Genomic DNA, 11,699 nt, shown 5'->3' on the forward strand with positions numbered 1-11,699 from the left:
CTCAGGCAGAACAACGTCGCGGGGTGGAGCAGCCCGGTAGCTCGTCAGGCTCATAACCTGAAGGTCGCAGGTTCAAATCCTGCCCCCGCAACCAAAACAAGGTCCAAAAAGACCAACAAAGTCCCAAATGGACGTCAAAGAATAGCCTGTTTTCAGGCTGTTATCTCATGTAACATGGTCTCACACAGGATCATAACCGCCCAGGTGGTTACCATGAGATTTGTTGGTAAATTTGTTGGTGCAAAGTTAGGATTCAAGTCTCGCGCACGGCGTCCAGGAGACTGATCCGTGCTGACCGATAGCCTTATTCAATCCATTCTTCCCGCCGCTCGCCCCATCAAGAAAGCCGATGGTGGTGGTCTCAATATATCTGCGTCCTGGCGGGCGGCCGACGCGAGTGGCGACTCTCCTATCGCTTTGCGCACAAGCAGAAGAGCATCACCGGCGGTGACTATCCGGCGATGAGCATTGACCGTGCACGGGTCTGGCGCGAGGAGATGAAAGCGGTTCTCTCTGCCGGAAAGGACCCTGCGGACATCAAGCGGCAGAAAAAGCATGAGGATCAGGCCTAGCGGACGACGTTCCGCCAACTGGACGGCTCGAAAAACCTCAGCATTCCGGGGCTGAGGTAGCGTTGCCGGCGCGGGGCAGCCTAACTGGCCGCCTTTCGGGGTTGTTTTGGCTGGTCTTGCCGGGCGAACTGCTCCTTTGCGAGCCCTTCCGGTCTCAAACAGGCGCAGTTCGACCTTCGAGCCATGCGAGGCGCTGAAAATTATAGACCAGGTTGGCCATGCCGATCTTGATCCTGGCGCGGGCGATACCGATGGTGCGGACGACGAGGCCCATGCGGTGCTTTTGCCCGGCAAAGACATGCTCGACCGCCGCACGGACCTTTGACCGCCTTGCATTGGCTCTGGCTATCCGCTCGGGCAGCGGCCGCCGGGGCAACCGCTTCCGGTGGATGTTGCTGGTGAACATGCCCCTTGCGAGGAACGCCTCGTTCTTCTTCGATCGATAGGCGGTGTCGGCCCAGACGCCGGAGGCAGTGTTATCCTTGCTGATCAGAACCGGCAGCCTTGCGCCGTCATGGGCATTGGCGGCGCTGGCATCCCAGGTGCGGATCAGCCCATGGGTTTGTCGATACCGATGTGATTTTTGTAGCCGAACATCGGGATGGCGAGATCGACCGGCTTTGCTGCCTTGGGATCGGCACCCTCCCTGACGTTGGCCTTGGTATATTTGATCGATCAGCGCGCATCGCGGTCTTTCTCCCGGACCTTGGCGGGCGTCCAGTCCTGGGGAATACCACCCTCCTTGATGGCGGTCTTCTCCTCCTGGGTGTTGCGCCGCTTGGGTGCGGGCACGACGGTGGCGTCGATGATCTGCCCGCCCATGGCCAGGTAGCCGCGATCTTTGAGCGCGACATCGAAGGGCGCGAACAACCGGTCGATCGCCTTGGCCTTCACGAGACGCTCCCGGAACAGCCAGACCGTGGTGGCATCGGGCACCGTGCCATCGAGCCCGATTTCCAGGAACCGCTGGAATGACAGCCGATCCTTGATCTGGAACTCGGTGGCCTCGTCCGACAACGAATACAAGGCCTGCAGAACCAGGATTTTAAACATCAGCACGGGATCGAACGGCGGGGGCCCGCCCTTTTTGCGGGGGCCGCGTCGCAGTGCGGCCACCAGCGGTCCTCGAAATAGCTCGAAATCCACCGCAGCCGACAGCCGTTCCAGCGGATCACCCGCAGCGTTCAGCGCCTCATAACGGTCCGAAAGATCAAAGAAACCAGGCTGCCCTGCCATCACCGCCTCCGCTCGTCGCGAAAGCCAATGAATCATGCAGCAGTGCTAATCACCAGCGGTTTTTCGAGGTGTCCAACTGGCCCAGGAATGGATGATCGCCAAGCGACGGGGATGGTCTGACCGCTATTGATCTGCCTTCCGCTGAGTGGTCCAGAGACTATGATAGTCTGGACGATGAAAGGGACTTTGAATGCCGAGCAAGAAGCACAAGCCGGAAGAGATTATCGGCAAGCTGCGTGAAGTTGAGATTGTGCTGGCACAGGGAGCATCGACCGCTGAGGCGTGTCGGCGGATCGCGGTCAGCGAGCAAACCTACTATCGCTGGCGCAAGGAGTATGGCGGCCTGAAGACGGATCAGGCGCGGCGGATGAAGGATGTAGGGAAGGAAAACCAGCGGCTGCGCCGTGCGATCTTCGACCTGACATTAGACAAGCTGATCCTGCAGGAGGCGGCAAAGGGAGCCGGAGGCCAGCGCAGCTAAACTTCTAAGCCCCGGGCGGCGGCGACGCTGCATCGATAATGTTCAACGCGAGCTTCTTGTGTCCGAGCGACGGATCTGCCGGGTGCTGGGCCAGCATCGATCGACATAGCGCAAGGTGCCGCGCGGGGCAGATGACGAACAGGCGCTGACCGAGGACATTATCGCGTTGGCCAAGCAATATGGTCGCTACGGCTATCGCCGGGTGACGGCATTGCTGTGCCATGCAGGGTGGACAGTGAACCATAAGGTTCCGGCCTGCGGCCCAACGGATCGCTTCGCGACGAACTGCTCAACGGCGAAATCTTCTATAGCCTTACCGAAGCCTAGGTGCTGATCGAAACCTGGCGGCGGCATTATACACCGTCCGTCCGCACAGCAGCCTGGGCTACCAACCACCGGCACCGGAAACGGCTTCACCGCAATATCCGGCCTCCGGTTCCGCTTCGCTCCACCTCCACCCGAATATGGCGGCGGTGAGAATAATTCACTAACAAACCACACCGTCCACTCGGTGCGGGCAGATCAATGTTCCTTTCTCGCATGGCGATTGCGTGGCTGGTACAACTAGCGGCGGCGCGACGACAACCCCATAGTACCGCCATGGGATCTATAGCACTTGATCCGCAGGTGATTATCCCTTCTTCGGCGGAAGGCTCGGAAGCGGCTAGCCAGATACCACCGGCCAGTCTGTACCCAGGAGACGAAAATTGGCCGCTGAATGATTGGCAAGGGTCGATTTCACCGAAGGCGAACGCCGGATCGTGGGACGAAGCTGCCGTTTCCACGTCGACTGCTGATAGTCAGATCGTGACGAAACCTGCCATTTCGTCGAGTGGTGAGAACATCATTGGGACCGGTAGCGAAGCGCTTCAAGCACCATCTTGAACGCGGGAGAAGGCTGCCTGCGACTGGTGTAGTAGAGATAATATCCATCGAAAGGCTCGCACCATTCGTCGAGCACACGAACAAGGGACCCGTCAGAAAAGTGATTGAGAACATGATCCTCGATCATGAACGCAATGCCATGTCCGGCAAGCGCGGCTGTTATGATGAGCTGCGCGTCGTTGAACACCAACTGACCCTCGGCCTTGACCCTCAGCTCTTTGCCGCCGCGCTCAAATTCCCAGGCATATAGTCCGCCGGACGTGGACATTCGCAGGCTAATGCAATTGTGGTTCGCCAGATCATAAGGCGTCAGGGGCGTTCCCTGGCGAGCCAGGTAGGATGGAGAAGCGAACGCAGCCATTCGGAGTTTGGGGCCGATTGGCACCGCAATCATGTCCTGTTCCAACGCTTCACCAAGGCGAACCCCGGCATCATATCGATCGGCAACGATATCCACGAAGCCACCCTCGATACTGACTTCGATGTTCAAGTCGGGATTTTCGGCCGTCAGGCGGTCGATGACCGGCCACAGCACTGCACGCGCCGCATGAGCGCTGGAAGTAATTCGAACAGTCCCTCCGGGACGCTGGCGAAGCTCCGTCAGCGTCGCCAGCTTGTCATCGATCGTATCGAATGCAGGTCGCAGAGTCTCGATCAGACGTTCACCGGCCTCCGTAGGTGCGACGCTGCGTGTCGTGCGGGTAAGCAACCGCAGCCCCAATTTGGCCTCTAGGCGGCGCACGGTATGGCTCAGCGCTGATTGCGAAATACCGAGCTTTGCTGCAGCCTTGGTGAAGCTACGCTCCTCTGCGACTGCCAGAAACATCGCGAGATTGCCCAATTCTTCACGTTTCATACTCAGCCTAGCCGATCAAGTTTCATGACATCACGTCATAGACCCAAGCGATTTACCCTGTCTAATTATCAGAACTGCTTCAAGCTACCTTTCGATCATCGTGGCCCGGCATGTGGCCAACGGGCCAAACGAGGATTTTGATGATGCAGAAGCGCGTATTGGGCCGCAGCGGCCTTGAGGTATCGGCTCTTGGGCTTGGATGCATGGGTCTGAGCTACGGCTACGGTCCAGCTACCGATCGCACGGAGGCGGTTTCACTAATTCGCGCAGCGTATGATCGCGGCGTTACCTTCTTCGACACGGCCGAAGCCTATGGGCCGGGGGACAATGAAGAGGTTGTCGGCGAAGCACTGGCGCCGGTTCGCGATCAGGTGGTCATCGCCACCAAATTCGGATTCGAGAACGGCAAACCGGGTGATGGCTTGAACAGCCGTCCCGAGCGTATCCGGCAGGTCGCGAACGAGGCGCTGTCCCGGCTGCGTACCGATCGCATCGACCTTTTCTATCAGCACCGCGTCGATCCCAGCGTGCCGATTGAGGACGTGGCTGGAACGGTTCGCGACCTGATCGCCGAGGGCAAGGTCAAGCATTTCGGTCTGTCGGAAGCCGGTCCAGACGCGATCCGTCGCGCCCATGCGGTACAGCCTGTCGCGGCACTTCAAAGCGAATATTCGATGTTCTGGCGCGAGCCGGAGACAGAGATCCTGCCACTGCTCGAAGAGCTGGGGATCGGCTTCGTGCCGTTCGCCCCGCTCGGCAAGGGCTTCCTCACCGGCAAGCTGAAGGCGGACACAACGTTCGCGGCCGATGACTTCCGCAGCACCGTGCCGCGCTTCCAGGCCGATGCGATGGCGGCGAACCAGGTGCTTGTCGATCTGGTCACGACGATCGCCAGCGAGAAGGAGGCCACGCCCGCGCAGGTCGCGCTTGCATGGCTGCTCGCACAGCGTGCGTGGATCGTGCCCATCCCCGGTACGACCAAGCTCCACCGGCTAGAGGAAAACCTCGGCGGTGCCGATTTGGCGCTGACCGATCAGGACCTGGCGCGCATAGCCGACGCCCTGTCGGAAATCGAAGTTCATGGCGAGCGCTACGCGGCTTCGCATCAGCAGTTCGTGAATCGCTGAACCGAACGAGGAACCAACGTCATGACCAGCAACATTCCCAGCGTCACTCTCAACAACGGCGTTAAGATGCCAATCCTCGGGTTCGGCGTGTTTCAGGTGCCCGATCCCGCAGAATGCGAGCGCAGCGTCCGCGACGCGATCGACGTCGGCTATCGCCTGCTCGACACCGCGGCGTCCTACGGCAACGAAGAGGCGGTTGGTGCTGCCATTAAAAGCCACGGTATCGATCGGAGCGAGCTGTTCGTCACCACCAAGCTCTGGGTACAGGATGCCAGCTATGAGGGTGCCAAGGCCGCTTTCGAGCGGTCGATCAACAAGCTCGGGCTGGACTATCTCGACCTATGGCTGATCCATCAGCCCTATGGTGACGTGTACGGCGCATGGCGCGCGATGGAGGAACTGCACAGGGCCGGACGCATCCGCGCGATCGGCATCAGCAACTTCTACCCCGATCGCGTTGTCGACTTCGTGCTGCACAACGAGGTGAAGCCGGCGGTCAACCAGATCGAGATCCATCCGTTTCACCAGCAGACCAACGCAGTGAAGATCCTTGAGGAGTACGGCGTCCAGCCAGAGGCATGGGGACCGTTCGCCGAGGGCAAGAACGGCCTGTTCACGAACGAGGTGTTGCAGCCGATCGCCGACAAGCATGGCAAGAGCATCGCCCAGGTCGTGCTTCGATGGCTAACCGACCGGGGCATCGTCGCGATCCCAAAATCGGTGCGCAAGGAGCGCATGGCGCAGAATTTCGATATCTTTGATTTCGACCTCGACGCCGGCGACCTCGATGCGATCACCAAGCTCGATCAGAACGCCAGCAGCTTCTTCGACCACCGCGATCCGGCAATGGTGAAGTGGCTCGGCGAACGGAAGCTCTGATCGTCATTTCCAGGCCGATGTTCCGGCATCGGCCTTCGCTCTTTCAACCTTGTAGGGGAGCAGGTGCGATGGACACTCGATCCACCCACGGAATGAAGTGGCTTCGTATGCTAGGTGCCGTTGCCTTGCCGGTGCTGCCCATGCAGCCCTTACTCGCGCAACAAACGCCGGCACCGCCAATGGAGACGATCAAGACGGCCGCCACGCATACCCCGACCGAGCAGCAGGTCATCGACCTGTCGAAGACCAAATGGGATTGGATGGCGGACAAGAAGGTCGACTCCCTGGCGACGCTCTTCGACGACCGGGCCATGTTCACCCACATGGGCGGAACGTGGGGCAAGACCCAGGAACTTACCACCATCCAGAGCGGCGGTATCTGGTACAAGAAGGCATCGATCTACGCGGTTGATGTGCGGGTGTTCGGCAACACCGCGATCGTGCTGGAAGACCTCGATTTGGAAGCCGTGGTTGGCGGCCGCTCCGTCACCAATCCCTTCATGGTCACGGAAGTTTATAACAAGCAGGCTGGCAAGTGGCGCTTGGCCCAGCTCACATTCTCGCGCCTAGTTCGTCCGGTGAAGGCGAGCGCTGGCAGCAATTGATCCTGATCCAAGTATCGGCATGGGAGACGAGATGATGAAGGTCGCTTATGCAACCGCTGCCGCGCTGGCGATGGCTGTGCCGGTCGAGGCGCAGGAGCGTCCGTCGGTTGCGCCCAAAAACATGCAGGCAATCGCGCCGACATTAGCTGGCTATACCGACCGGGTGCTGTTTGGCGACGTGTGGGTGCGTCCCGAGCTTGCACCGCGTGACCGCAGCATCGTCACTCTGTCGGTGCTAATCGCTACGGGCAAGACCGCGCAGATGACTAGCCATCTCAATCGTGGCCTCGACAACGGCATCAAGCCATCCGAGGTGGCTGGCATGGTGACGCAGCTGGCCTTCTACACCGGGTGGCCGAACGCCGTGTCTGCCTTGAATGAAGTCGAGAAGGTATTTACCGCACGCCATGTCGATCTAAAGTTGTTTGCAGCGGTGCCTCCGGCCACCGCGCCGCTCCCGGGCTCCGATCCCGCGCGTGCCGCAGCCGTCAACAGGACGCTCGCCCCGATCGCATCCAAGCTCGCGCAGCTTACCAACGACGTCGTGTTCGCCGACTTGTGGCGGCGCACCGACTTATCGCCCCGCGACCGTAGCCTTGTCACCATCGCCGCGCTTTCCGCGGGCGGTGATGGCGAACAGCTCGCCTTCCACCTCCAGCGCGGCCTCGAAAACGGGCTGACGCAGCCGCAAATCGCCGAGGTACTGACCCATCTCGCTTTCTACGCAGGGTGGCCGAAGGCGAACGCCGCCATCGGCGTCGCGGGCAAGGTGTTCGCCAAGAAGCAGGTTGCCGCCATGTCAGACGTTCAGCTTATCCGTCCCGGTCAGGAGCCGAAGCCCGGTCCCGCCGACTATTTCACCGGCAGCGTGTCGGTCGCATCGCCCTTCAAAGGCACCGGCGATGCGCGCCTTGGCGGTGCGACGGTGACGTTCCAACCGGGCGCGCATACGAACTGGCACACGCATCCGCTGGGACAATTGCTGATCGTCACCGCTGGACACGGATGGGTCCAGGTCGACGGTGAGGCCGCGAAGCCGATCGCGACGGGCGACACCGTGTTTATCTCGCCGGGCGTCAAGCACTGGCATGGAGCGGCGCGCGATAGCGTGATGACCCATGTCGCGGTGTCCGAAGCGCTCGACGGTACGTCCGTGACCTGGCTCGAACCAGTCGCCGACGACTTATACAACAAGCTGTAATGGGAGAGGCGGCGAGGATGACCGAGATGGAAATGTCGAGGCGAGGTGTCCTCGCCGGCAGCGCCGCAGCGGCTGCGCTGGCAGCAGCCCCGCAAGTGGATGCACAGCCCGCGCAAGCCGCAGCGCCCGCGACCATGCCGGTATCGCTCACCGTTGTCAATCGGCGTCCAAACGGGACCCCCAATCGGCGCGCAAAAGGGACCCCCTTTCAAAGATGGTACGACGGTCGAGGAATGCTCCTTGCGCTGCGCGCGGCGTAGGGAGGGCGGAGCCCGACCGGAGGCGCGCGCAGCGCAAAGCATCTTCATCCCGACCTGCGGCGAGGATCAGTTTCGGTTCTTGAAGCGCCAGCTGTCATTGCCGGTCTCGATGATGTCGCAATGATGGGTGACACGATCGAGAAGAGCGGTGGTCATCTTGGGATCGCCGAACACGGTCGGCCATTCCCCGAACGCCAGGTTGGTCGTGATGATGACGCTGGTTTGCTCATAAAGCTTGCTGACCAGATGGAACAGCAACTGCCCGCCTGAGCGGGCGAACGGCAGATAGCCAAGCTCGTCCAGAACGACGAGATCAAGCCGGGAGAGCTGGGCGGCAAGCGCGCCGCTTTTGCCGATCCGGGCTTCCTCTTCGAGACGGGTCACCAGATCCACGGTGTTGAAGTAGCGCCCCCGCGCTCCGGCGCGGACGACATTGGCGGTGATCGCGATGGCCAGATGGGTCTTGCCGGTGCCTGTGCCGCCGACAAGGACGACATTGCGCCGTGCAGGCAGGAACGCGCCGCTGTGTAGCGAACGGACCAGCGCCTCGTTGATCGGCGTCCCCTCGAAGTGGAAGGCATCAAGGTCCTTCACCACGGGCAGCCTCGCAGCCGTCATCCGATAGCGGATGGAGGCTGCATCCCGGTGGGTCGCCTCAGCACGGAGCAGGTCGGTCAGTATCTCCATGGTGGTGCGCTTGCGCTGGAGGCCGGTGGTGACCGCCTCGTCGAACGCCGCCGCCATGCCCTTGAGTCCGAGGCCGCGCATCGTGTCGATCATATCATGCCGCTGCATCATAGCCTCGCAGCAGATCATAGCGGGCACAGTCGGCGAGCGGAGGATGCTGCAGCATCCGGTCTTCCGAAGTGACGATGCTGTGGGGTGTCGCCGGCTCGCGGCGCCGGGAGAGGATGTTGAGGATCAGCTCGTCGCTGGCCGTTCCGTTCGCCAACGCTTCGCGCACGGCAGCCTCTACCGGCTCCAGGCCATCGGTGAGCACCGCCGAGAGGACCCGCACGAACCTGCGATCGGCCTCGTCCCCGGTGCCGAGCCTTCGCCGTAATCGGTGCAGGGCGGGCGGCAGATCCCAGTCCTGGAACGGTGCGCCGTTACGCAGCGCGCCGGGCTTGTGCGCGAGGACCGGCAGATAATGCCAGGGATCGTATATCGTGCGGTTCCGACCGAAGTGGCGCTCATGCTCCCCGACGATCGCATCGCCGCAGCGTATGACGATGCGATCGGCATAGGAGCGCACCTGAACGGTCCGGCGTGCGGCCGTCGACATGACCGAGTAGCGGTTGCGATCGAAGCTGATGAGGCAGGTGCCGGTGACGGCATGCTCGCTCTCGTTGAAGCCGTCGAACGGCCCCAGGATCGGCTGCAATGCAGGGCGTTCCATCTCCAGCGCCTCGGCGACGGTAATATCCCCGCGTTCGGGATGGGCATGATGCTCGGCCCAGCGCCGGCACTCGGCCTCCAGCCACCCGTTGAGCTCGGCCAGGCTGGCGAACCGGAGCCGCGGCTGGAAGAAGCGGCCTCGGATTGTCTGGACCTGCTGCTCGACCTGGCCCTTCTCCCATCCCGCCGCCGGCGAGCAGGCGGTCGGCTCGACCATGTAATGATCGGTCATGATCAGGAAGCGGCGGTTGAACACACGCTCCTTGCCGGTGAACACGGCCGTCACCGCCGTCTTCATATTATCGTAGATACCGCGTCGCGGCACACCGCCGAAGAACGCGAACGCCCGGGCATGGGCATCGAACAGCATCTCCTGGCCCTCGCGCGGATAGGCCCGGACATAGGGTGCGCGCGAGTCGCAGAGACGCATATGCGCCACCTTCACCCGCATCGGCTTGCCGGCGATCTCCACATCCTCGTGGCTCCAGTCGAACTGGTAGGCCTCACCCGGCTGGAAGGTCATCGGGATGAACGCCGGTGCGCCTTCGCCAGCATCCTTCCGCCGCGCAGCACGCCAGCGCGCCGCATAGCGGCGCACCGCATCATAGGATCCATCGAACCCCTCGCGCACCAGCAGGTCATGGATACGGGTCATCCGAAGCCGGTCACGTCGGCCCAGCAACTCATTCTCTTCCAGCAGCACATCAAGACGATCCTGAAATGGACCAATCCGCGGTAGCGGCTGAACCTTGCGTCGATAATCAAATGCGCCTTCCGGCGCCCGGATCGCCTTGCGGATCACCTTCCGCGACACATGCAGATCACGCGCGATCGCCTTGATCGCCTTCCCGCCGGCATACTCACGCCGGATACGAACCACTGTCTCCAAAACCAACATCCCGATCTCGCCGCATGAACTTCCACGCGACTGTGTAAGCTATCGAAATGAGGGGTCCCTTTTAGACGCCGATCACCCCGCTAACGGGGTCCTTTTTGCACGCCGATCCACAAGCAGGAACACCCGCCGGCTGTCAGAACGGGGACGACCATGCTGCAGATAGGCGGCAATCGCGGCGCCGACATCATGTGGCAGCGGCATGGTGGCGATCTTCCGTCCCTTGCCCCGAACGGTGAACTGACCCGCGCGCCAATCGATATCATCAAGGCTGAGCCTCGCCACTTCGCACGCCCGCAATCCCAGCCGGGCGAGCAGCATCAGGATCGCATGATCTCTTCGACCGGCCGCAGTGCTCCGGTCGCAGCCGTCAAGGACGCGCTGAACGCCCTCGATCGGCATGAAACTCGGCAATCGCGCTTCGCCAGACCGCCGGATGGACGGGATCGCAGCCGTCAGATCGGTGGTGATGAAACCTTCGGCGTGCAGATACCGTAGGAACACCCGCAGGCGCGAGCACATGATCCTGGCAGTCGTCGATCCGCCATCCCCGGCATGCCGCTCGACATAGAGCGACACCTCGCGCCCGGACAGGCGACCAAGGTCGGCATTGGTGGTGATACCCAGTTCTTGCAGGAAGGGCCGAAGGAACCATAGGTGGCTCGCGAGCAAGCCACAGGTGTCGGTCAGAATATGGCGCTTCCTGCCTTTCACCCTCTTGCCTGCATCAAAGCCCGAAATTCCGCCACTTTCGGTGGTTTTGTCAGACTGACTGTCAATCACCCCGGCGCTGGGCGACGCCTCACGCCCTTCAATCTCACGCAGGTTCATTACCAGCACCGTGTTGATCGCGTCGAACAGACCAGCATCCCGCCAGGCGTAGAAGTAGCGTCGCACCGTCGACACCGGCGGGAAGCATTTTGGCAGCAGACGCCACGCACAACCGCTCGCCGCAATGTAGAGCATCGCATTGAGAACCTCGCGCATATCAGCTGTACGCCGCCGACCACCTCGCTTCGCGGGCGGAATGAACGGCGCTGCCAAAAGCCATTCGCGATCCGTCATATCGCTTGGATATCGCAATCCATCCCGGCTATGCTCCCGCCGGGCAATACCAGTCCATGCCACCATTCACTCCATCTCTTCGCAAAGAGGCGTGAATCACAACATACTGGTATTGCTCAACAACTTTCGCATCAGGCTCGAAGGTGAGACCGGCTAGTTGCCCCGGCATATTGAAAATGCGGAGGCAACTGGTCCGTTTCCATCCATGTCCGATCCTTGAACAAATGTAACCGAAGTAT

The 11,699-nt window shown here is 61.3% G+C and carries 9 protein-coding genes, 1 tRNA gene and 3 pseudogenes; 7 read left to right on the forward strand and 6 right to left on the reverse strand.

Annotation, left to right across the window (positions count from 1 at the left end):
* Positions 1 to 17 precede the first annotated feature (17 nt).
* Together A7Q26_RS14725 and A7Q26_RS24655 are read left to right on the forward strand one after the other, a co-directional pair.
* A tRNA-Met gene (locus A7Q26_RS14725) sits at positions 18 to 94 on the forward strand.
* Between the two features lie 283 nt (positions 95 to 377).
* Positions 378 to 572 carry an Arm DNA-binding domain-containing protein gene (locus A7Q26_RS24655; RefSeq protein ID WP_232313816.1) on the forward strand — a complete coding sequence of 65 codons (195 nt, stop codon included), beginning with the start codon at positions 378 to 380 and terminating at the stop codon, positions 570 to 572.
* A gap of 154 nt (positions 573 to 726) precedes the next feature.
* Here A7Q26_RS24655 and A7Q26_RS26240 read toward each other — a convergent pair.
* Positions 727 to 1,808 (reverse strand): annotated as a pseudogene (locus tag A7Q26_RS26240) (IS5 family transposase).
* Positions 1,809 to 1,998: 190 nt separating this feature from the next.
* On the opposite strand from A7Q26_RS26240, the pseudogene A7Q26_RS24660 reads away from it, so the two are divergent.
* Positions 1,999 to 2,780 (forward strand): annotated as a pseudogene (locus A7Q26_RS24660) (integrase core domain-containing protein).
* Positions 2,781 to 3,133: 353 nt separating this feature from the next.
* Here A7Q26_RS24660 and A7Q26_RS14740 read toward each other — a convergent pair.
* Entirely contained in the window at positions 3,134 to 4,030 is an 897-nt protein-coding gene (locus A7Q26_RS14740) for a LysR family transcriptional regulator (protein WP_066861127.1), read from the reverse strand.
* Between the two features lie 143 nt (positions 4,031 to 4,173).
* Between A7Q26_RS14740 and A7Q26_RS14745 the strand changes: the two genes are divergently transcribed.
* From A7Q26_RS14745 to A7Q26_RS25940, 4 genes are all read left to right on the forward strand, one after another.
* Positions 4,174 to 5,157 (forward strand): aldo/keto reductase, encoded by a 984-nt coding sequence (locus A7Q26_RS14745; RefSeq protein ID WP_066861288.1) that lies wholly within the window; start codon positions 4,174 to 4,176, stop codon positions 5,155 to 5,157.
* Positions 5,158 to 5,178: 21 nt separating this feature from the next.
* The gene (locus tag A7Q26_RS14750; RefSeq protein ID WP_066861130.1) at positions 5,179 to 6,036 is read left to right on the forward strand and encodes an aldo/keto reductase; all 858 of its coding nucleotides are present in this window, start codon (positions 5,179 to 5,181) and stop codon (positions 6,034 to 6,036) included.
* A gap of 131 nt (positions 6,037 to 6,167) precedes the next feature.
* Positions 6,168 to 6,641: a nuclear transport factor 2 family protein gene (locus A7Q26_RS14755; protein WP_232313818.1), complete on the forward strand. Its 474-nt coding sequence runs from the start codon at positions 6,168 to 6,170 to the stop codon at positions 6,639 to 6,641.
* 31 nt (positions 6,642 to 6,672) lie between these two features.
* Complete coding sequence (locus A7Q26_RS25940; RefSeq protein WP_066861291.1) at positions 6,673 to 7,842, forward strand: (R)-mandelonitrile lyase; 1,170 nt, start codon at positions 6,673 to 6,675, stop codon at positions 7,840 to 7,842.
* A gap of 326 nt (positions 7,843 to 8,168) precedes the next feature.
* Here the strand turns inward: A7Q26_RS25940 and istB are convergent, their stop codons facing one another.
* From istB to A7Q26_RS25950, 4 genes and pseudogenes are all read right to left on the reverse strand, one after another.
* Positions 8,169 to 8,897: an IS21-like element helper ATPase IstB gene (gene istB / locus A7Q26_RS14765; protein ID WP_066861293.1), complete on the reverse strand. Its 729-nt coding sequence runs from the start codon at positions 8,895 to 8,897 to the stop codon at positions 8,169 to 8,171.
* Positions 8,884 to 10,398, reverse strand: a complete 1,515-nt coding sequence (gene istA, locus A7Q26_RS14770; protein ID WP_066861136.1) for an IS21 family transposase — start codon at positions 10,396 to 10,398, stop codon at positions 8,884 to 8,886. The genes istB and istA overlap by 14 nt, the downstream gene beginning before the upstream one ends.
* Before the next feature lie 72 nt (positions 10,399 to 10,470).
* The gene (locus A7Q26_RS25945) at positions 10,471 to 10,917 is read right to left on the reverse strand and encodes a tyrosine-type recombinase/integrase (protein WP_084439154.1); all 447 of its coding nucleotides are present in this window, start codon (positions 10,915 to 10,917) and stop codon (positions 10,471 to 10,473) included.
* A gap of 144 nt (positions 10,918 to 11,061) precedes the next feature.
* Positions 11,062 to 11,526: pseudogene (locus A7Q26_RS25950) on the reverse strand (IS5 family transposase); the annotation flags it as partial.
* Positions 11,527 to 11,699 lie beyond the last annotated feature (173 nt).

This window comes from Sphingobium sp. TCM1, from assembly GCF_001650725.1.
Taxonomy (GTDB): Bacteria; Pseudomonadota; Alphaproteobacteria; order Sphingomonadales; family Sphingomonadaceae; genus Sphingobium.